This is a genomic window from Paraburkholderia sp. BR10936 (assembly GCF_040965735.1).
GTDB lineage: Bacteria > Pseudomonadota > Gammaproteobacteria > Burkholderiales > Burkholderiaceae > Paraburkholderia > Paraburkholderia nodosa_A.
The window spans coordinates 412,930-433,505 of the sequence record NZ_JBFRCM010000001.1 but is presented as its reverse complement, the minus strand read 5'-3'; the positions used below and the strand labels follow the sequence as shown (position 1 = coordinate 433,505).

Sequence of the window (20,576 nt, the reverse complement as noted above, 5' to 3'; positions counted from 1 at the left end):
CTTGTTGAACTCCCTGCTTGATTTCCTCGCCCACGGGGTGCTCCATTTCTCGTGGTGGCAGATCGTGCTGTTCGCGGCGGTGGTCACCCACATCACGATCATCGGCGTGACGGTGTACCTGCACCGCTGCCAGGCGCACCGCGCGCTGGATCTGCACCCCATCGCGAGCCACTTCTTCCGCTTCTGGCTGTGGATGACCACGGGCATGCTCACGGGCCAGTGGGCCGCAATCCATCGCAAGCACCACGCCAAGTGCGAAACGGAAGAAGATCCGCACAGCCCGCAAACGCGCGGCATCTGGAAGGTACTGCTCGAAGGCGCCGAACTGTATCGCGCCGAAGCGAAAAACGAAGAAACGCTGCGCCGCTTCAGCCACGGTACGCCCAACGACTGGATGGAGCGCAACGTCTACACGCGCTACCCCATTCTCGGCGTGAGCATCATGATGGTGATCGACGTCGCGCTGTTCGGCGCGGTCGGCCTCACCGTGTGGGCCGTGCAGATGGCGTGGATTCCGTTCTGGGCCGCGGGTGTCGTGAATGGCCTCGGCCACTTCTGGGGCTACCGCAACTTCAATTCGTCCGACGCGAGCACGAACCTTCTGCCGTTCGGCATCATCATCGGCGGCGAGGAGCTGCACAACAACCACCACACGTTCGCGACTTCCGCGAAGCTGTCGAACAAGTGGTACGAGTTCGACATCGGCTGGATGTACATCCGCATGATGCAGGCCGTTGGTCTCGCCAAGGTGAAGAAGGTCGCGCCTACCCCGCGTCTCGCCAAGGGCAAGCTCGTGGCCGATCACGAAACGCTGCAGGCCGTGCTCTCGAACCGCTATGAAGTCATGGCGAGCTACGCGAAGGCCGTGAAGCAGGCCTATCGCCAGGAACTGGCGCACCTGAAGGAAGTGGGCGAACGCGAGAAGTACAAGGTCATGCGCGGCGCGCGCAAGTGGTTCGACAAGGAAGAAGCCAGCCTGAACGAACCGCAAAAGCGCCAGCTGCCGCAAATCTTCGCGAACAGCCAGAAGCTGCGCACGTTCATCGAACTGCGCAACGAACTCGCGGCAATCTGGGAGCGTTCGAGCGCCTCGCGCGAACAACTGCTCACGCAGCTTCAGGATTGGTGCCATCGCGCTGAACAAAGCGGTATCAAGGCGCTGCAGGAATTCGCTTCGCGCCTGCGCCGTTACGCCTGATCATCGGCTCGATCGTCCCGAGCGGATTTCGGCCCCTCAGTGGGGCGCAGGAAAATCCTTTAGAATGACGAGACGTCACAAAACCCCGCGCTGGCGGGGTTTTTCTTTTTGGGCCGCAAAAAAAGCCGGAGTCCCCACAATGGCTTCATGGCGCGGCGATCGGTAGGGGCAGGAGATGATGAGTCAGGCGATCAGGAAGGTCGAATATGACCGGCCGCAGGGTGCCGTCTGCAGCGTTGGACAGGCTTGGGCGCGTGTGCCCGATGCGCCGTCCGCGGCAGAGCGCGTTGCGTTGAAGGAGCGGATTCGCGCATTGCTCAAGCGCGAGAAGGCAGTGCTTGTCGCGCACTATTATGTGGATCCTGAGTTGCAGGAGCTCGCCGACGAAACCGGTGGCTGTGTGGCCGATTCGCTCGAGATGGCGCGTTTCGGCCGCGACCACGAGGCGCAGACGCTCGTCGTGGCCGGCGTGCGCTTCATGGGCGAGACCGCGAAGATTCTGAGTCCGAACAAGCGGATTCTCATGCCCGACCTCGACGCGACCTGCTCGCTCGACCTCGGCTGCCCCATCGACGAATTCTCGGCGTTCTGCGACGAGCATCCGGACCGCACCGTGGTCGTCTATGCGAATACGAGCGCGGCCGTGAAGGCGCGCGCGGACTGGATGGTCACGTCGTCCATCGGTCTCGAGATCGTCGCCGACCTGCACGCGAAGGGCGAAAAGATTCTGTGGGCGCCGGACCGGCACCTGGGCAGCTACATCCAGAAGAAGACCGGCGCCGACATGCTGCTGTGGCAAGGCTCCTGCCTCGTGCACGACGAGTTCAAGGGCATCGAGCTCGATCTGCTGCGCGCCGAATATCCGGACGCCAGGATTCTGGTCCACCCCGAATCGCCCGAGAGCGTGGTTGCGCTCGCGGACGTGGTCGGCTCGACCACGCAGCTGATCGACGCGGCCGTGAAGCTCGACGCGCAACGCTTCATCGTCGCGACCGATCTCGGCATTCTGCACAAGATGCGCCTCGCGGCGCCGGGCAAGACCTTCATCGAAGCGCCCACGGCCGGCAACAGCGCCACCTGCAAGAGCTGCGCGCATTGCCCGTGGATGGCCATGAACGGTCTGACGAATCTCGTGGACGTGCTGGAGCGCGGTCACAACGAGATCCACGTCGACAGCGCGATCGGTGAGCGCGCGCGTCTGCCGATCGATCGCATGCTGGCGTTCGCGGCCGAGCACAAGCGCCGCGTGCAGGCAAGCGGCGACCTCGCGCGCGACACCGCGCTGTTCTCGCAAGTGGGGGCGGCGTAAATGGGCGCACTCGAATTGCTCGCAGTCGATGCCGTTTCGCCCGTGCTCGATGAAGTGCGCTCGCAGTACGGCGCGGCGTTCGACGCCGCGATCGCACGCAACGTGGCCGACGCGCTCGCAGAAGACGTGGGCCCCGGCGACCAGACCGGCCGCCTCGTGCCCGCCGACGAAATGCGCGACGCGCGCATCATCGTGCGCGAAGAAGCGGTGCTATGCGGCGTGCTCTGGTTCGACGGCGTGGTGAAGCAGGTCGATCCGCGCATCGAAGTCCGTTGGCACTATCGCGAAGGCGAGCGCATGGCCGCCGATACGACCGTCTGCTCGCTGCGCGGTCCGGCGCGCTCGCTGCTCACGGCCGAGCGCAACGCAATGAACTTCCTGCAGCTGCTTTCGGGCGTGGCTAGCGTGACGCGCCGCTACGTCGAGATGATCGCGCACACCCGCACGCGCATTCTGGACACGCGCAAGACGATGCCCGGCCTGCGCCTCGCGCAGAAGTACGCAGTGCGCGTGGGCGGTGGCGTCAACCAGCGTCTCGCGCTTTACGACGGCATCCTGATCAAGGAAAACCACATTGCTGCGGCGGGTGGCGTTGGCGCGGCGATGGACGCCGCGCTGGCGCTCGATGCGGGCGTGCCGATCCAGATCGAAGTGGAGACGCTCGAACAGCTCGACACGGCGCTCGCGCACGGCGCGAAGTCGGTGCTGCTCGACAACTTCTCGTTCGACATGATGCGCGACGCGGTGAAGCTCACAGCGGGGCGTGCGGTGCTCGAAGTCTCGGGCGGCGTGAGTTTTGACACGGTGCGCGCGATCGCGGAAACGGGCGTGGACCGCGTATCGATTGGCGCGCTCACGAAGGACGTGCGCGCGACGGACTTTTCGATGCGTATTGTCTGAAGCCGCGAGTTCGCTGAGCGGAACCAGAAGGAAAAAGGCCGCCTCGCGATGAGGCGGCCTTTGTTTTTTGCGGCGCTTTCAGTTCGCTCGACTCATGAAACCGTGCGATTACGTACGCGCTCCGGCGCGAGCACGGTCGGCAGCGCCTTGGGCAGCGAGTTCGGCCAGTCGCGGCTGTAGTGCAGGCCACGGCTCTCGCGGCGCGAGCGCGCACTTTCCACGATCAGCGAAGCGACTTCGACGAGGTTGCGCAATTCCAGCAGGTCGCGCGTGACGCGGAAATTCGCGTAGTACTCGAGAATTTCGTCGCGCAGCAGGGCGAGGCGATGTTGCGCGCGCTCGAGCCGTTTGTCGGTGCGCACGATGCCGACGTAATTCCACATCAGCCGGCGCAGCTCGTCCCAGTTGTGGGCCACGACGACTTCCTCGTCGGAATCGGAGACGCGGCTTTCGTCCCAATCGGGCAGCGGCGCATGCGCCCCCGCGCTGAAGCCTTCCGCCTCGATCGCCTCGGCTGCCGAGCGGCCGATCACGAGGCACTCGAGCAGCGAGTTGCTTGCGAGGCGGTTCGCGCCGTGCAGGCCCGTGTACGAGGTCTCGCCCACGGCGTAGAGGCCCGCGAGGTCGGTGCGCCCAGCCAGGTCGGTGACGACGCCGCCGCAGGTGTAGTGCGCGGCGGGCACCACGGGAATCGGCGCCTTCGTGATGTCGATGCCGAACTCGCGGCAGCGCGCGAGGATGGTCGGGAAATGCTCTTCGAGAAACGCCGGCGGCTGATGGCTGATGTCGAGATGCACGCAGTCGATGCCGTGTTTCTTGATCTCGAAGTCGATCGCGCGGGCGACGATGTCACGCGGGGCCAGTTCGGCGCGCGCGTCGTGCGAGGGCATGAAGCGGGTGCCGTCGGGCAGGCGCAGCACGCCGCCTTCGCCGCGCACGGCTTCCGAAATCAGGAACGACTTGGCGTGCGGGTGGAACAGGCAGGTGGGGTGGAACTGGATGAACTCCATGTTCGCCACCCGGCAGCCGGCGCGCCACGCCATGGCGATACCGTCGCCGGTGGCCGTGTCGGGGTTCGTCGTGTACAGGTAGACCTTGCCGGCGCCGCCCGTGGCGAGCACCGTGTGCGGCGCCTGGATCGTCACCGTGCGGTCATTCTTCAGATCGAGCGCATAGAGGCCGTGACAACGACGGCCAGGCAGGCCCAGCCGGTCGGACGTGATGACGTCGATCGCCTGATGGTCCTCGAGGATCGTGATGTTCGGGTGCGAGCGCGCACGCTCGAGCAGCGTTTGCACGACTGCGTGGCCGGTGGCGTCGGCGGCGTGGATGATGCGGCGATGGCTGTGGCCGCCTTCGCGCGTGAGGTGAAAGCCGAGTTCGGCGGCGGCGTCCTTCGTGAACGGGACGTCCTGGGCGATCAGCCATTCGATGGCCTCGCGGCCATGCTCGACGATGTAGCGCGTGGCTGCCTCGTCGCACAGGCCGCCGCCGGCGACGAGCGTATCGTCCACGTGGTTCTCCACGCTGTCGGCCGAATCGAGCACGGCGGCAATGCCGCCTTGCGCGCGGTCGCTCGCGCCTTCGGTCATCGCGCGCTTGGCGATGATCACGACGCGGCGCGAACCGGCGAGATTCAGCGCGACGCTCAGTCCTGCGAGGCCGCTGCCGACGATCGCTACATCGAAATTCATGATCCTGCTTCTCCGTCTCTCTTGTTCTGCGCTTTCCGGCCGCCGCATTTGCCGCGGGGCTGCGCTGTCATGGCCGCTGTGATGCCCGCTGTGATGCCCGCTGTGATGCCATATGACACGCGTGTGGCAGCCGGTATAAAGCGGGAAGCATACTCCGAGAGAGGAGCGAACGGATAGCGCCAGTTTGGGCGCTGCCGTTAAAACACCGTTGCCGGGCGCGAACCGAGGCGGGGCGGGCGAGCCAAAAGAAAAACCCCGCTAAAAAGCGGGGTTTTTCCGTCTTCGTCAGGCTCGAAACCCGATCAATTACTTGATCTTGGTTTCCTTGTACTCGACGTGCTTGCGAACAACCGGGTCGAACTTCTTGATCGACATTTTTTCCGGCATGTTGCGCTTGTTCTTCGTAGTCGTGTAGAAGTGACCCGTACCTGCGGTCGATTCCAGCTTGATCTTGTCGCGGACGCCCTTGGCCATGATTTACTCCCTTACAGTTCGCCGCGTGCACGCAGGTCTGCGAGCACGGAATCGATGCCGTTCTTGTCGATCAGGCGCAGGCCTGCGTTCGAGATGCGCAGACGCACCCAACGGTTTTCGCTTTCAACCCAGAAACGGCGGTTTTGCAGATTCGGGAGGAAACGGCGCTTGGTTTTGTTGTTAGCGTGGGAAACGTTATTGCCGCTCATCGGCGCTTTCCCAGTGACTTGGCATACACGTGCCATGAGACACTCCTACGGAAATTCTGAGTTCGAGAGCCGCTTAGGTTTCCCAGGCGAGAAATGGCCGGAATAAGAGCGCGCTCACGTATGGATGAGAGACAACCTCGAACCCAGGCCATATTTCCCCTGGAACGCCTCGATGGGCTTCGGAACAGGGTTGGAAATAGGCAAACCACAATTCTAGCAGAAAAAAGCCTGGGAAATCAAACCCGATTTGCACAATTGTTCTGTGCCGCCGCGTCTGGCGCTGTGTCGCCTCAGCTCCAGCCATGGCGCGCGAAGGAAAACGTGTCCCGGGTGCCGATGACCAGGTGATCGATGAGTTGAACCTCCACGAGTGCCAGCGTCTCGCGCAACACCCTTGTGAGGCGCCGGTCGCTCGCGCTCGGCTGTACCGCGCCCGAAGGGTGATTATGGGCGACGATCAGGCTCGCGGCATTGAGCGTCAGCGCGCGCCGCACGATTTCACGCGGGTACACCGCCATGCGAGTGAGTGATCCGCGCGAACTTTCCTCCAGGCGGATCAGCCGATGGCGCGCATCCAGGAAGAGGCAAACGAACACCTCGTGCGGCCGCCCGCCGATCAGCAGGCGCAAGTAGTCTTCGACCGCACCGGGTGAGTCGACGAGCGGTTTGTCGTCGAGCGCTTGCGCAAGCGCCCGGCGAGCGAGTTCCGTCACCGCTTGCAGCATCGCGGCTTTTGCGGGCCCGATGCCGCGCAGGGCCTCGAATTCTTCTGGCGGCGCATCGAGCATGGCGCGCAGCGAGCCGAATTGGGCCAGCAGCGTGCGGGCGACTTCGAAGACATCGTGGCCCGGCAAGCCGAAGCCGAGCAGGATCGCGAGCAGCTCTACGTCCGAAAGCGCGCTGGCGCCGGCCGTGCGCAGTCGCTCGCGAGGCATGTCGCGGCGTGGCGCCGCAGGCGCCGCGCTCTCGGGGCTCGAAACCGCAGGCGCTGCCGGCGCGGGGAGGGCGCCGCCGACGGCATCGGGCGCCGTGTCCAGGATGCAGGCGCGTTCCGTCATGGCATTCTCCACAGACAAATAAGGCATGCCCGGCGCGCGCGAGCGCGAGCGTTGGCAGTGCACAATCGTGCCGCGACCGCCTCGGCCAAGTGGCTTACAATAGATGCTTTCCTGCCGCCCGAGGCAGGCCGGACCGGCGCCTTGCGGCGCGCACGCGCGAAGCGCGCGTTACGACGAAATGAGTTACGCATGAGCATCATCGACATCTCCGAAGTGAAATCCGGTTCCCACGTGACGCTGAATTACCGGCTTTCACTCGCCGATGGCACCGAAATCGTCAATACCTTTGTCGACCGTCCCGCCACTCTGCTGATGGGCGCCGGCCAGCTTGCGCCGCCGCTGGAAGAGATTTTGCAGGGCCTGAAGGTGGGTCACCACTCGACCTTTCAGCTAGAACCCGGCGTCGCATTCGGCCAGCGCAACCCCGACCTGATCCAGCGCGTTTCGCTCAAGACCCTGCGCGAGAACGGCATGATCGGCGAGGAATTCAGCCCGGGCGACCTGATCGAATTCAATGCCCCGAACGGCGGGCGCTACGCGGGTGTGCTCAAGGAAGTGAACGAGACCTCCGCCCTGTTCGATTTCAACCACCCGCTCGCAGGCCAGGCGGTTGCGTTCGAAGTGCAAATCATCGGAATCCTTTAAAGCCCATGACCAACACGGACACGTCCCTCATCGCAGAACTGGCCGACGCGGAAATCCTGCTCGCCCAGCCGCGCGGCTTCTGCGCCGGCGTCGATCGGGCCATCGAGATCGTCGAGCGCGCCATCCAGCTCCACGGCGCACCGATCTACGTGCGTCACGAGATCGTTCACAACGCCTATGTCGTCGAAGACCTGCGCAAGAAGGGGGCGATCTTCATCGAGCAGCTCGAAGAGGTCCCGTCCGGCAACACGGTGATCTTTAGCGCGCACGGCGTCTCCAAGTCGGTGCGCGCCGACGCCGAGGCGCGCGGCCTGCGCGTCTACGACGCGACCTGCCCGCTCGTCACGAAGGTGCACGTGGAAGTCGCGAAGATGCGCGACGAAGGGCTCGACATCGTCATGATCGGGCACAAGGGCCATCCGGAAGTGGAAGGCACCATGGGGCAGGTGGCCGAGGGCATGTATCTCGTCGAAGACATTGCCGATGTCGAGGCGCTCAAGCTGCGCGACCCGCAGCGTGTGGCATTCGTCACGCAAACCACGCTCTCGGTGGACGACGCCGCGGAAATCATCGCGGCGCTCAAGGCGCGCTTTCCCGCCATTCGCGAGCCTAAGAAGCAGGACATCTGCTACGCCACGCAGAATCGCCAGGACGCCGTCAAGTTCATGGCGCCGCAGTGCGATGTCGTGATCGTGGTGGGCAGCCCGAACAGCTCCAATTCGAACCGGTTGCGCGAAGTGGCCGAGAAACGCGGCATTCCTGCCTATATGGTGGATGCGCCCGAGCAGATCGACCCCCAGTGGCTCGCCGGCAAGCGCCGGATCGGCCTGACGGCTGGAGCGTCGGCTCCCGAGGCGCTCGCGCAGGAAATCATTCGCCGCCTGCACGAACTTGGTGCGCGCAACGTGCGTGCGCTCGAAGGCATCGAGGAGAACATTGCATTCCCGTTGCCGCGCGGACTCGGTCAACCCGTCTGACGCCTGCCGCACTCCGCACGAACGCGCCCATGTGGCGCGCTTTTTTATGCCCGCGACACATACTGCGCGCGAACAATAAGGGTCGTATGATGGGGAAAGGCAGGTTAACCTCACGTTCGGCGGGTGTTCTTTTTTCTCTAGAGTACGGGACCGAATTACGTGGTGTGACCCCATAATATATGGGGCAATTGACATGCTTTCGATACGAATGCACCGCGCCGGGGCGGCATTATTATGCTCTCCCTTAAATACCCTTCATTTGATCCAATGCCCGCGCGACAAGGCATTGCGGCCATTATCTGCAACACATGATGCGAAGCGCGTCGATTTTTGGTGCAACTGGTGCACGAAAATGCGGCGCAACCTGTGGTGCAACCCACCCCATGCGGTTATCTAAAAATATGGTTGCAATGCAGGAAAACCCTGCCGGTTCAACAATATTGCCCGTCGCATAATTGGCGTTACAATGCGCGCGTTCTGAAGGCTGGACATTCCATGCGAAGGCCATCAGACAAGCATTTCGGAAGGCGCAGGAGACCTGATTAATGCAATTCAAGTCGGCTTTTGCCGCGTCATCGGCAAATGCGGTTGCGCCGCGCAATGCGTGGCTTAGCCGCAATGTCGAGACGGGCACGAGCACAACATCGATCATTTCTGGCATGCAGATTGCTTTTGCATGCACCGGCGTTGTCATGCCGGTTCGCCGCCTGGGTGCGACGGGTCTCGCAGCCGAGATCCCGCAGTGCGCGGGCGGCCGGGGAGTGGGAGTCATGGCGTTTGACGCATTCGCGTTTGCCGGCCGCAAGGCTCGCCGCGAATACGCCAACGTGAATATGACGCGTAGTTGATTGAACCCGACGGCACCGAACCATCCGACGGTGCCGTTTTTGCATCCGCTTTTGGCGAGCCTGCCGCTGCAACACAGCGGCAACGCGAACCGGGGCGGCCAACCGTTACCGGTTTTTACTTCAATACCCGAAAGTGTCGTTGCGGTTCCGTAAAACATCGCCCACCGGCCGATGACGAGCGCGAATCCGGTTGCACGGGCTAAGGAGCATTAAATGGATATTTTCATCCAGCAGATCCTGAATGGGCTGGTGCTTGGCAGCATCTATGCCATCATCGCACTGGGCTACACCATGGTGTACGGGATTCTGGGCATCATCAATTTCGCGCATGGCGACGTGCTCATGGTGGGCGCCATGGTCGCGCTCTCCGCGATCAACGTGCTCCATAACCATTTCCCGGGCCTCGGGAACATCCCCACGCTGTGCATTGCGCTCGCGGTTGCCGCGCTCGTGTGTGCGGTCGTCGGGTACACGATCGAAAAGGTCGCGTACCGGCCGCTGCGCCGCGCGCCGCGCCTCGCGCCGCTGATCACCGCGATCGGTGTGTCGATCCTGCTGCAGACCCTCGCCATGATCATCTGGGGCCGCAATCCGCTCGCGTTTCCCCAGCTCATCTCGACCGACCCGATCAACGTCATCAAGCCGACTGAAACCGGTGTCGGCGCCGTGATCTCGATGACGGAAATCGTCATCATCGTCGTCGCGTTCGTCGTGATGGCGGGGCTCCTGCTCCTCGTGCACAAGACCAAGCTCGGCCGCGCCATGCGCGCCATCGCCGAGAACCCGAACAATGCTTCGCTGATGGGCGTGAACCCGAACTTCGTGATCTCGGCCACGTTCATGATCGGCTCGGCGCTCGCCGCGCTGGCCGGCGTGATGATCGCCTCGGAATACGGCAACGCTCACTTCTACATGGGCTTCATCCCCGGCATGAAGGCCTTCACGGCCGCGGTGCTGGGCGGTATCGGCAACCTCGGCGGCGCGATGGTCGGCGGCGTGGTGCTCGGTCTGATCGAGCAGCTCGGCGCGGGCTACATCGGCAACCTGACCGGCGGGGTGTTCGGCAGTAACTATCAGGACGTCTTCGCATTCATCGTGCTGATCGTCGTGCTCGTGTTCCGTCCGTCGGGGCTGCTGGGCGAACGTGTCGCGGACCGCGCATAAGAGGGAGTAACGCAACATGACTTCAATTCAACCGATCGAGCCGTCGACGACGCTCATCCCCGAAAAGAACATGACGAAGACCCTCACGGTCGGCATCGTGACGGCCATCGTCGTGGCAGCGCTTCCCTTCGTGGTGGGCGCCGCGGGCGGCAACTACTGGGTGCGCGTGCTCGACTTCGCGATGCTGTACGTGATGCTCGCGCTGGGCCTGAACGTGGTGGTGGGCTTCGCCGGCCTGCTGGACCTGGGCTACATCGCGTTCTACGCGGTGGGCGCCTACGTCGCTGCGCTGCTGACTTCGCCGCACCTGACCACGCAGTTCACATGGATCGCCAACATGTTCCCGGGCGGCATGCATACGCCGTACTGGATCGTGATTCCGTGCGCCATGGCGCTCGCCGCGCTGTTCGGCGTGCTGCTCGGCGCGCCGACGCTGCGCCTGCGTGGCGACTACCTCGCCATCGTGACGCTGGGCTTCGGGGAAATCGTTCGTATCTTCATGAACAACCTCGACCGTCCGGTGAACATCACCAACGGGCCGCAGGGCATTACCGGCGTCGCGCCGCTGCAGGTGTTCGGCTTCAATCTCGCGCAGCCGCACGAGATCCTCGGCTTCACGTTCACGTCGGTCTACATGTACTACTACGTGTTCGTGATCTGCGCGCTGCTCGTGATCTGGGTGTGTACGCGTCTGCAGCACTCGCGTATCGGCCGCGCATGGGCCGCGATCCGCGAAGACGAAATCGCCGCCAAGGCCATGGGCATCAATACCCGTAACGTCAAGCTGCTCGCGTTCGCGATGGGCGCGTCGTTCGGCGGCCTGTCGGGCGCGATGTTCGGTGCGTTCCAGGGCTTCGTGTCGCCGGAATCGTTCACCTTCTGGGAGTCGGTCGTCGTGCTCGCCTGCGTGGTGCTCGGCGGCATGGGCCACATCCCCGGCGTGATTCTCGGCGCCGTGCTGCTCGCCATTTTCCCCGAGTTCCTGCGCTCGACGATGGGCCCGCTCCAGCACATGCTGTTCGGCCACGAAGTCGTCGATACGGAAGTCATTCGTCAGCTGCTCTACGGCCTCGCCATGGTCGTCATCATGCTGTATCGCTCCGAAGGCCTGTGGCCGGCGGCGAAGCACGAAGACAAGATCGCGAAGATCGCCAAGCGTGCCAGCAAGAAGCCGGTTCGCGCATAACGGGGAGAACAGAATATGAGCAACAAAGCTATCCGCCTGTCCGTGAAGGGCGTGAACAAGCGCTTCGGCGGCCTGCAGGCGCTGTCCGACGTCGGCCTGCAGATCGAGGAAGGCACGATCTACGGCCTGATCGGCCCGAACGGCGCCGGCAAGACGACGTTCTTCAACGTGATTACCGGCCTCTACACGCCCGATTCGGGCGAATTCAAGCTCGACGGCACGGCCTACACGCCGACCGCCGTTTATCAGGTGGCGCAGGCCGGCATTGCGCGTACGTTCCAGAACATCCGTCTGTTCGGCGGTATGACCGCGCTCGAGAACGTGATGGTCGGCCGCCACGTGCGCACGAAGCACGGCCTGCTCGGCGCCGTGTTCCAGACTCCCTCGGAGCGTCAGGAAGAGCGCGAGATCAAGGAACGTGCGATCGAGCTGCTCGAATACGTGGGCATCGCGCAATACGCGGACTACACCTCGCGCAACCTCTCGTACGGCCACCAGCGCCGTCTGGAAATCGCGCGTGCGCTCGCGACCGATCCGAAGCTGCTCGCGCTCGACGAGCCGGCAGCCGGCATGAACGCGACCGAGAAGGTCGAACTCACGCGCCTGCTCGACAAGATCCGCGCCGATGGCAAGACCATCCTGCTGATCGAGCACGACGTGAAACTGGTGATGGGCCTGTGCAACCGGATGACAGTGCTCGACTATGGCAAGGTGATCTCCGAAGGGCTGCCGCAAGACGTGCAGAAGGACCCGAAGGTGATCGAGGCATATCTGGGTGCGGGGGTTCACTGATGTCGACATCGGTTCTGAAAATCAAGGGTCTGCAGGTCAACTACGGCGGGATCCAGGCAGTCAAGGGCGTGGACATGGAAGTTCGCCAGGGCGAACTCGTCACGCTGATCGGCGCGAACGGCGCGGGCAAGACCACGACGATGAAGGCCATCACGGGTCTGAAGCCGTACTCGGCTGGCGACATCGAGTACATGGGCCAGTCGATCAAGGGCGTGCCCGCGTATGAACTGCTCAAGCGTGGCCTCGCGATGGTGCCGGAAGGCCGCGGCATCTTCGCGCGCATGTCGATTCTCGAAAACATGCAGATGGGCGCGTACCTGCGCAGCGACAACGACGGCATCCAGAAGGACGTCGAGCGTATGTTCGGCTTCTTCCCGCGCCTGAAGGAACGTGCCACGCAGCTCGCAGGCACGCTCTCGGGCGGCGAGCAGCAGATGCTCGCCATGGCGCGCGCGATCATCAGCAAGCCGAAGCTTCTGCTGCTCGACGAACCGTCGATGGGTCTCTCGCCGATCATGGTGGAGAAGATCTTCGAAGTGGTGCGCACGATCTCGTCGGAAGGCATCACGGTGCTGCTCGTGGAGCAGAACGCGCGCCTCGCGCTGCAGGCGGCCAATCGCGGCTACGTGATGGACTCGGGCCTCGTGACGATGGAAGGCGAGGCCAAGCAGATGCTCGACGATCCGAAGGTGCGCGCAGCGTACCTGGGCGAGTAAGCTGCATGGCATTGCGGTCCGCGCGGCCGCATCAAAACAAAAGCCGCATGGGTGCGACCCCATGCGGCTTTTTTCATGGCGTCGACCAATGATGCTCAGACGAGCGCTTCGGACTCCTGCACGGCGAGGCGCTTGCCGAGACTCACCACGGCATCGGTGCGATAGCCAAGCTGCTCGTAGAACGCGAGCACCTCGGCTTTGTCGGTGAGCACCTGAAGGTTGAGCTTGAGGCAACCCAGCACGGCGAGCGCGTTTTCCGCATGGCGCACGAGCCGCGTGCCGAGGCCGTGGCGCCGCGCATCGGGCGCGACGGCGACCGAATAGAGCCAGCCGCGATGCCCGTCGTAACCGGCCATGGCCGTGCCGACGAGCGCGCCGTCGACGTCGCCACCGTCGCGAACCGCAACGAAGAACAGCTCCGGCTGGGTGCCGAGCTTGTTCGCGATCGACAGACGCGGATTGCGATGCGGCCGGCTCGCATCGTTGTACTCGGGAAACGCCTGCAGCCAGAGCGCGATCACCGCTTCGGTGTCGGCTTCGCTGAACACGCGGATCGTGACGGACATCGCTCGTGCTCCCCTCGAATTACAGCGAGTCGAGGATCGTGCGCAGCATCGCCATCATCTGGTCGATTTCCTGCGTCGTCACGTTCAGCGCCGGCATGAAGCGCAGCAGGTTCGGGCGCGCGGCGTTGAGCAGCAGGCCGTCCGGCTGCATGAGACGCGCCTTCTCGACGATCTCCGGCCCGATGTCCTTGCCGAGCAGCAGCGCGCGCAGCAAGCCTTCGCCACGCTCGCCCTGGAAGCCGCGTTCGGCCGAAAGCTCGAGCAGCTTTTCGCGCAGATACTCGCTGCGCTCACGCACGCCTTCGAGGAAGCCGGGCGCAACCAGTTGCGAGATCACCGAATAGCCCACGGCGGTCATCAGCGGGTTGCCGTTGTACGTGCCGCCCTGGTCGCCCGCTTCGAACACGGAGATTTCCTTCTTCGCGAGCAGTGCCGCGAGCGGCACGCCGCCGCCGATGCCCTTGCCGAGCGTCATGATGTCCGGCTCGATGTCCGAGAGTTCGTAGGCGAAGAGGGTGCCCGCACGGCCGCAGCCGCTCTGCACTTCGTCGACGATCAGCAGGATGCCGTGCTTCTTCGTGAGCGCGCGCAGTTGCTGCATGAATTCGCGCGTGGCGGGAATCACGCCGCCTTCGCCCTGGATCGGCTCGAGCATCACGGCGACGGTCTTCGCGGTGATGAGCTTCTCGACCGAGGCGATGTCGTTCAGATCGGCCTTCGGGAAGCCCGGCACTTGCGGTGCGTAGATCGTGTCCCAGCCCGGCTTGCCGCTTGCCGACATCGTCGCGATCGTGCGGCCGTGGAAGCTGTGGTCGAACGTGATGATCTCGTAGGCGCCGTCACGATGCTTCTTGCCCCACTTGCGCGCGAGCTTGATCGCGCCTTCGTTGGCTTCGGCGCCGCTGTTGGCGAAGAACACCTTGTCGAAGCAGCTGTGCTCGGTGAGCAGGCCCGCGAGCTTCGCCATCGGCTCGTTGTAGAAGGCCGGCGACGGGTTGATGAGCAGGCGCGACTGCTGCTCCAGCGCCTCGATCATGCCGTCGTTGCAATGCCCGAGGCTGTTGACGGCCCACCCCTGGATGAAGTCCAGGTATCGCTTGCCCTCGTTGTCGTAGAGCCACGACCCCTTGCCATGCGTGAAAACGATTTCGGGCCGGTTGGTGATGTACATCAGCGACTCGATCGGGTATTCGGAATAATTCATGGCAACGGGCTCCGCGTTGGGGCTGCACAAGGGTTGAAGAAGATACGGCGGAAAAACAAAAAGCCACGGACTGGCCGTGGCTTTCGTGATTCGAACTTGCTGTGCGTTGAGATGTGCAACGCGCGTCCGCGAGTAGCCAGGCCCTAAAGATGGGGCGAGCGGCGACGTCGGAGGGCGGACAGGATGCAGTTCATGGGCGCAAGAATACGACAAGCCGAATGGCGATGTAAACCATCAATGTGCCGAATTTTTCCAGGCGGCCGAAGAATTTTTCGTGACGACAGCCCGGCGGGTCGATGCATTGCACACGCAACGACCCGCTCGGGCGAGCTTCAGACGGCGTTCGCGAGGTCGGCGGCGCTCGTGAACGAGTCCGCGTAGAACTCCGCTTCGGGCAGACCGTGGTGCTGCGTGAAGTCGCGCTGCGCGGACTCCACCATCACCGGCGCGCCGCACGCATAGACCTGGTGGCCCGAAAGATCGGGCAGATCCTCGATCACGGCGCGGTGCACGAAGCCCGTGCGGCCGGTCCAGTCGTCGCCGGCGGCGGGCTCGGAGAGCACCGGCACGAAGCGGAAGTTCGGAATCTCCTTCGCCCATTGTTCGGCGAGTTCCATCAGGTACAGGTCCTTCTTCTGGCGCGCGCCCCAGTAGAGCGTCATCGGGCGGTTCAGGTTCTTGTGGACCGCGTGCTCGACGATCGCCTTGAGCGGCGCGAAGCCGGTGCCGGAGGCCAGCAGCACGATGGGCTTATCGGATTCCTCGCGCAGGAAGAAGGTGCCGAGTGGCGCTTCGAAGCGCAGGATGTCGCGCTCCTTCATCTGCGAGAAGACGTGGTCGGTGAACTTGCCGCCCGGCATGTGGCGGATGTGCAGCTCGATCGGGCCTTGCTCGTGCGGCGCGCTCGCCATGGAGTAGCTGCGGCGCGTGCCGTCCTTGAGGATGAATTCGAGGTACTGGCCGGCGAGATACTGCAGGCGCTCGTTGGCGGGCAGTTGCAGCTTGAGGACGACGACGTCGTCGGCGCGGCGCTCGATGGCGGCGATGCGGGTAGGCAGCTTGCGCACCTGCACGTCGCCCACGCCCGCCACTTCGCGGATGTCGATTTCGAGGTCGGTTTGCGCCGTCGCACAGCAGAAGAGGGCCATGCCGCGCGTTCTTTCGTCATTGGAAAGCGCCGAAGCCGCGTGGGCGCGCTGCTCGACTTCGCCGTGGCAGACCGTGCCCTTGCACGAGCCGCACGCGCCGTTCTTGCAGCCATACGGCAGGCCGATGCCCTGACGCAGGGCCGCGTTGAGAATGGGTTCGTCGGGCTCGACCTGGAATTGCCGGCCGCTTTGCTTGAGCGTTACGTTGAAAGCCATATTCAGGGAAGCGTAAGTCTGTATCCGAGGGTTGATTCCGGGCGCGGGTCGCTTTGGGTAAGTTGCCGCGCTTTCTTGCCGGCCTTCGCCGCGAGGCCCGGGCCGCTAAAATGGTTCCACCATGATCGCCACACGAACCTTGCGCCGTGCGCGCATCCTGATTGTCGGTTGCGGCGACGTCGGCCTGCGCGGCGTCACCCAGTTGCGCGAGCGGCCAGACCGCGCGCGCGTATTCGCGCTCGCGCGCCGTGCCGAGCGCGCAGACGTCGTACGGGCCGCGGGAGCCACGCCGGTGCGCGGCGACCTCGATTCCCGCAGGAGTCTCGCGCGGATCGCGGGCCTGGCTCGCACCGTCCTGCACCTCGCGCCACCGCAACAATCCGGCGACGACGACCTGCGCACGCGCCGCCTGATCGCGGCGCTGGCGGCGCGGCGTCGCGCGGTGTCGCGGCCTGCGCTGGCGGGCGCCGCGCCGCGCGCCTTGCGGCCCCCACTGCATTGCCTCGTGGACCACATGCGCCGCAGCGCTGTCGGCCAAGCCGCAGCCTTTGGAGCATCCGTCATTGTACCCGAGCGCATCCGGCGGTTTTCCGGCGCCCGGCGCAAGCGGCTCGAACGCCCGAGGCTCGTCTACGCGAGCACGACGGGGGTGTACGGGGATTGCGGCGGCGCGCGCATCGACGAAACACGCACGGTGCAGCCCGCCAACGCCCGCGCCATTCGCCGGGTGTCGGCCGAACGGCAACTGCGCCGCGCGACGGCGCGCGGCGCGCTCAGCGCCACGATCGCGCGCATTCCCGGCATTTATGCCGCGAACCGTCTCCCGCTCGCCCGGCTGGAAAAGCGCACGCCAGCGCTCGTAGCGAGCGACGACGTCTACACGAGCCACATCCACGCAGACGACCTCGCGGCGATTCTCCTGCGCCTCGCGACACACGGCCGCCCGGGGCGCACGATCCACGCGACGGACGACAGCGAACTGAAGATGGGCGAGTACTTCGACCGCGTGGCCGATGCCTTCGGCCTCGCGCGCGCCCCGCGCGTGAGCCGCGCCGAGGCCGAGCGCGAACTCGAGCCGGTCTTGCTGTCGTTCATGCGGGAGTCGAGACGGCTCGCCAATACGCGCCTCAAGCGCGAACTGCGCGTGCGTTTGCGTTATCCCGACGTAGATGCGTTCTTGCGCACGCTGCCGCCGCACCCGTGACTCCGGGCGGGCGGCGCGGCGCAAAGCGTGCCGTTCACGTGATGGCCGGCAGCGCTTCGAGCAGGAGGAAGCACAATAGCGCTCCGATGAGCGCCCCGATGAGGTTCGGATGATACTGATGTCGCATATGCATCGACGCGAGCAGGCCACCAATCAGAACCGCCCCTAGCGCCATGAAGGCCATCAACACGAATGAGATTTCGAATGAGCCGTTGATGATCATGATGCCCCTCCTTGCAACTTGTAATCGTTCTTGAGACGAGTATAGGGCGGAAGCCCGGCAAGGACATGCTGCGGCGCGGCGAAAACGATGCCTGTTTGCAAGCATCGGTGCGTCAACCCACTGAGCGGCGGGCGCCCGCGCCGCCCGGTGGTGGTTTACCCGTTGTTGCGCAACGCGTCGAGCGCCGCGGCGTCGAGCCATTGCCAGGCGCCCGGCGCCAGACCGGCGGGCAGGGAAAAGCCGCCAATGCGCTCGCGGTGGAGCGCCTCGACGCGGTTGCCGGCCGCGGCCACCATCCGTTTGACCTGATGATATTTGCCTTCGAGCACGGTCAACTCCAGCTCGTGATCTGAACGTGCGCAGGCAGCGACGGCGGCAATCGGCTCGCGCTCGCCGTGCAGCAGCACGCCTGCACGCAGGGCATTGAGCTGGACCTCGTCGAGCGGATGGCGCGTGCTCGCCACGTAGACCTTCGGCACCTTGCGCTTGGGCGACGTGAAGGCGTGGACGAACTGGCCATCGTCGGAAAGCAGCAGGAGGCCGGTCGTATCCTGATCGAGGCGGCCCACGCACTGCACGTTGCGCTCTCCGAACTGCGGCGGCAGCAAATGAAACACGCTCAGGTGATGCTGCGGATCGCGCGAGCACTCATAGCCCGCGGGCTTGTTGAGCGCAAGGTAGGCGCGCTCGTGAAACGGCCACGGCGTGCCGTCCACGCTGAAGACGAGGCCTGCCGTGTCGAACGTTGCGAGGGGGTCGTTGCAGGGCTCGCCCGCGACGGCGACCCGCGCGTCGGCGATGAGCGCGCGGCATTGGCGGCGTGAGCCGAAACCCTGAGTGAAGAGGATGCTTTCGAGATTCATGACGGACGGCTGACAGCGTAGAGCCGGCTATTTTATCCGCGGCGACGTGGTCAACGCCGCCGTGCCCGCCGCCTGTCCGCTTCGCACGGCTTGACCGCGCTTTTCGGGCGGATGGCGTAACGTAGCGCAAGGTATCGGCAGGTCCGGCCGGCTCGCACCGCCTGGACACGTACGAAATTGCCCCCCAATTTTCTTCTCGCGCAGCGCCCGGTCTCGGAGCGCGCGCTGCGCCATTCGGCTCACGTGGAGAACACCATGGCGAAGACAATAGCGGATCATCTGGCGAAAACGCTCGAGGCAGTCGGCATCGAGCGTATCTGGGGCGTGACCGGCGACAGCCTGAACGGGCTGTCGGCGAGCCTGCGCAAGCTCGGCACGATCCGCTGGATGCACACGCGGCACGAGGAAGTCGCCGCCTTCGCGGCGGGCGCCGAAGCGGCGGCAACCGGCCGGCTCGCGGTGTGCGCGGGCAGTTGCGGGCCTGGCAATCTGCATCTCATCAACGGTCTCTACGACTGCCATCGCAACCGCTCGCCGGTGCTCGCGATCGCGGCTCATATTCCCTCGACGGAAATCGGCCTCGGCTATTTTCAGGAGACGCACCCGACCGAACTGTTCCGCGAGTGCAGCCACTACGTGGAGCTGGTGACGAACGCCTCGCAGTTTCCGCGCGTGCTCGACACCGCGCTGCGCACCGCGATCGACCAGAAGGGCGTCGCCGTGATCGTGCTGCCCGGCGACGTGGCGCTTCTGGACGCGTCCGACGAGGAGCCCGCATGGGCTCAGGCGGCGCGTCCGGCGACCTTGCCTTCGTCGGCGGATATCGACCGGCTCGCCGAACTGCTCAATCGCTCCGAAGCGGTGACGCTGCTGTGCGGCAGCGGCTGCAAGGGCTCGCACGACGAAGTGGTGGCTTTCGCGGACGCGCTCGGCGCGCCGACGGTGCATGCGCTGCGCGGCAAGCAGTACGTCGAATGGGACAACCCATTCGACGTGGGCATGACCGGGCTGATCGGCTTCAGCTCGGGCTACCACGCGATGATGTCGTGCGACACGCTCGTCATGCTCGGCACCGACTTCCCGTATCGCAACTTCTATCCGCAGCATGCGAATATCGTGCAGATCGACCGCGACGCGGCCGCGCTCGGCAAACGCGCGCCGCTCACGCTCGGACTCATCGGCGACGTACGCGAAACATTGCGCGCGCTCACGCCGAAGCTCACGCGCAAGACCGACCGGCGCTTCATCGAGCATGCGCGCGAGCACTACGCGAACGCGCGCAAGGGACTCGACGAACTTGCGCGCCCGGCGGCCGCGGGCAAGCCGCTGCATCCGCAGTATGTGGTGGCGCGTCTCGACGCGCTCGCAGAGGACGATGCAATCTTCGCGGTCGACGTTGGCACGCCCACGCTCTGGGCCGCGCGCTATCTGACGATGAATGGCCGGCGCCGCCTGCACGGCTCGTTCAACCATGGCTCGATGGCGAACGCCATGCCGCAGGCGCTCGGCGCGCAGGCAGCCCACGCCGGGCGCCAGGTCGTCTCGCTCTCCGGCGACGGCGGTCTTTCGATGCTGCTCGGCGACATTCTCACGGCGCGTCAGCTCGATCTGCCGATCAAGATCGTTGTCCTGAATAACAGTTCGCTCGGTTTCGTCGCCATGGAGATGAAGGCCGGCGGCTACGTGGAGACTGGCACCGATCTGGCGGCCACCAACTTCGCGGATATCGCGCAAGGCGCGGGCCTTTTCAGCGTGCGCGTGGAGACGTCCGAAGCGCTCGATGAGGCGTTGCGCGCGGCGTTCTCTCACGCGGGGCCGGCGCTCGTCGACGTGGTGACGACGAAGCACGAACTGGCCATGCCGCCGAAGCTGCAGTGGGCGCAGGCGAAAGGGTTCAGCCTCTACATGTTGCGTGCGGTTCTGAGCGGGCGCGGAGACGAAGTGGTGGAGCTGGCGCAGACGAATTTGCGCTGAGTTTCGTG

Annotated in this window: 21 protein-coding genes; 11 read left to right on the top strand and 10 right to left on the bottom strand. The window is 64.5% G+C overall.

Features of this window, described 5'->3' with window-relative positions:
* The first annotated feature begins 1 nt into the window (after window position 1).
* From AB4Y36_RS02065 to nadC, 3 genes are all read left to right on the top strand, one after another.
* Window positions 2-1,198: an acyl-CoA desaturase gene (locus AB4Y36_RS02065; protein ID WP_069262754.1), complete on the top strand. Its 1,197-nt coding sequence runs from the start codon at window positions 2-4 to the stop codon at window positions 1,196-1,198.
* Window positions 1,199-1,376: 178 nt separating this feature from the next.
* Complete coding sequence (nadA, locus tag AB4Y36_RS02060; RefSeq protein WP_342948594.1) at window positions 1,377-2,507, top strand: quinolinate synthase NadA; 1,131 nt, start codon at window positions 1,377-1,379, stop codon at window positions 2,505-2,507.
* Entirely contained in the window at window positions 2,508-3,407 is a 900-nt protein-coding gene (gene nadC / locus AB4Y36_RS02055) for a carboxylating nicotinate-nucleotide diphosphorylase (RefSeq protein WP_342948508.1), read from the top strand.
* Between the two features lie 92 nt (window positions 3,408-3,499).
* Here nadC and nadB read toward each other — a convergent pair whose 3' ends face one another.
* The 4 genes from nadB to radC form a co-directional block, all read right to left on the bottom strand.
* Window positions 3,500-5,101, bottom strand: a complete 1,602-nt coding sequence (nadB, locus tag AB4Y36_RS02050) for an L-aspartate oxidase (protein WP_069262752.1) — start codon at window positions 5,099-5,101, stop codon at window positions 3,500-3,502.
* 306 nt (window positions 5,102-5,407) lie between these two features.
* On the bottom strand, window positions 5,408-5,575 hold the full coding sequence (gene rpmG / locus AB4Y36_RS02045; protein ID WP_027794136.1) for a 50S ribosomal protein L33: 168 nt from the start codon (window positions 5,573-5,575) through the stop codon (window positions 5,408-5,410).
* Window positions 5,576-5,586: 11 nt separating this feature from the next.
* Window positions 5,587-5,820: a 50S ribosomal protein L28 gene (rpmB, locus tag AB4Y36_RS02040; RefSeq protein ID WP_027794135.1), complete on the bottom strand. Its 234-nt coding sequence runs from the start codon at window positions 5,818-5,820 to the stop codon at window positions 5,587-5,589.
* 254 nt (window positions 5,821-6,074) lie between these two features.
* Complete coding sequence (gene radC / locus AB4Y36_RS02035; RefSeq protein WP_069262751.1) at window positions 6,075-6,842, bottom strand: DNA repair protein RadC; 768 nt, start codon at window positions 6,840-6,842, stop codon at window positions 6,075-6,077.
* Window positions 6,843-7,031: 189 nt separating this feature from the next.
* Here radC and AB4Y36_RS02030 point away from each other — a divergent pair, with 189 nt between their 5' ends.
* Together AB4Y36_RS02030 and ispH are read left to right on the top strand one after the other, a co-directional pair.
* Window positions 7,032-7,487, top strand: coding sequence for a peptidylprolyl isomerase (locus AB4Y36_RS02030; RefSeq protein WP_028205261.1), 456 nt, complete (start codon window positions 7,032-7,034; stop codon window positions 7,485-7,487).
* Window positions 7,488-7,492: 5 nt separating this feature from the next.
* Window positions 7,493-8,464, top strand: a complete 972-nt coding sequence (ispH, locus tag AB4Y36_RS02025) for a 4-hydroxy-3-methylbut-2-enyl diphosphate reductase (protein WP_042271909.1) — start codon at window positions 7,493-7,495, stop codon at window positions 8,462-8,464.
* A gap of 295 nt (window positions 8,465-8,759) precedes the next feature.
* Here ispH and AB4Y36_RS02020 read toward each other — a convergent pair whose 3' ends face one another.
* A complete protein-coding gene (locus AB4Y36_RS02020; protein ID WP_368682191.1) occupies window positions 8,760-9,158 on the bottom strand; it encodes a hypothetical protein in 399 nt (132 codons plus the stop codon).
* 367 nt (window positions 9,159-9,525) lie between these two features.
* Here AB4Y36_RS02020 and AB4Y36_RS02015 point away from each other — a divergent pair, with 367 nt between their 5' ends.
* Genes AB4Y36_RS02015 through AB4Y36_RS02000 form a run of 4 tightly spaced genes read left to right on the top strand, consistent with a single transcriptional unit; the run spans window position 9,526 to window position 13,170 of the window.
* Window positions 9,526-10,476 (top strand): branched-chain amino acid ABC transporter permease, encoded by a 951-nt coding sequence (locus AB4Y36_RS02015; protein WP_069262749.1) that lies wholly within the window; start codon window positions 9,526-9,528, stop codon window positions 10,474-10,476.
* A gap of 16 nt (window positions 10,477-10,492) precedes the next feature.
* Window positions 10,493-11,662 (top strand): ABC transporter ATP-binding protein, encoded by a 1,170-nt coding sequence (locus tag AB4Y36_RS02010; RefSeq protein WP_069262748.1) that lies wholly within the window; start codon window positions 10,493-10,495, stop codon window positions 11,660-11,662.
* Window positions 11,663-11,677: 15 nt separating this feature from the next.
* Window positions 11,678-12,454, top strand: coding sequence for an ABC transporter ATP-binding protein (locus AB4Y36_RS02005; RefSeq protein ID WP_069262747.1), 777 nt, complete (start codon window positions 11,678-11,680; stop codon window positions 12,452-12,454).
* Entirely contained in the window at window positions 12,454-13,170 is a 717-nt protein-coding gene (locus tag AB4Y36_RS02000) for an ABC transporter ATP-binding protein (protein ID WP_112173207.1), read from the top strand. The genes AB4Y36_RS02005 and AB4Y36_RS02000 overlap by 1 nt, the downstream gene beginning before the upstream one ends.
* 95 nt (window positions 13,171-13,265) lie before the next feature.
* Here the strand turns inward: AB4Y36_RS02000 and AB4Y36_RS01995 are convergent, their stop codons facing one another.
* The 3 genes from AB4Y36_RS01995 to AB4Y36_RS01985 form a co-directional block, all read right to left on the bottom strand.
* Complete coding sequence (locus tag AB4Y36_RS01995) at window positions 13,266-13,736, bottom strand: GNAT family acetyltransferase (protein WP_368682190.1); 471 nt, start codon at window positions 13,734-13,736, stop codon at window positions 13,266-13,268.
* A gap of 19 nt (window positions 13,737-13,755) precedes the next feature.
* The gene (locus AB4Y36_RS01990) at window positions 13,756-14,940 is read right to left on the bottom strand and encodes an acetylornithine transaminase (RefSeq protein ID WP_368682189.1); all 1,185 of its coding nucleotides are present in this window, start codon (window positions 14,938-14,940) and stop codon (window positions 13,756-13,758) included.
* Window positions 14,941-15,272: 332 nt separating this feature from the next.
* Complete coding sequence (locus tag AB4Y36_RS01985) at window positions 15,273-16,304, bottom strand: CDP-6-deoxy-delta-3,4-glucoseen reductase (RefSeq protein WP_342948511.1); 1,032 nt, start codon at window positions 16,302-16,304, stop codon at window positions 15,273-15,275.
* Between the two features lie 121 nt (window positions 16,305-16,425).
* Here AB4Y36_RS01985 and AB4Y36_RS01980 point away from each other — a divergent pair, with 121 nt between their 5' ends.
* Window positions 16,426-17,508, top strand: a complete 1,083-nt coding sequence (locus AB4Y36_RS01980; RefSeq protein WP_368682188.1) for an NAD-dependent epimerase/dehydratase family protein — start codon at window positions 16,426-16,428, stop codon at window positions 17,506-17,508.
* A gap of 34 nt (window positions 17,509-17,542) precedes the next feature.
* On the opposite strand, the gene AB4Y36_RS01975 is transcribed toward AB4Y36_RS01980, so the two are convergent.
* Together AB4Y36_RS01975 and AB4Y36_RS01970 are read right to left on the bottom strand one after the other, a co-directional pair.
* Window positions 17,543-17,731 carry a hypothetical protein gene (locus AB4Y36_RS01975; protein WP_042260822.1) on the bottom strand — a complete coding sequence of 63 codons (189 nt, stop codon included), beginning with the start codon at window positions 17,729-17,731 and terminating at the stop codon, window positions 17,543-17,545.
* 155 nt (window positions 17,732-17,886) lie between these two features.
* Complete coding sequence (locus tag AB4Y36_RS01970; protein ID WP_069262741.1) at window positions 17,887-18,594, bottom strand: pseudouridine synthase; 708 nt, start codon at window positions 18,592-18,594, stop codon at window positions 17,887-17,889.
* A 255-nt stretch (window positions 18,595-18,849) separates the two neighbouring features.
* On the opposite strand from AB4Y36_RS01970, the gene poxB reads away from it, so the two are divergent.
* Window positions 18,850-20,568, top strand: coding sequence for a ubiquinone-dependent pyruvate dehydrogenase (gene poxB / locus AB4Y36_RS01965; protein ID WP_069262740.1), 1,719 nt, complete (start codon window positions 18,850-18,852; stop codon window positions 20,566-20,568).
* The last annotated feature ends 8 nt before the right edge of the window (window positions 20,569-20,576 follow it).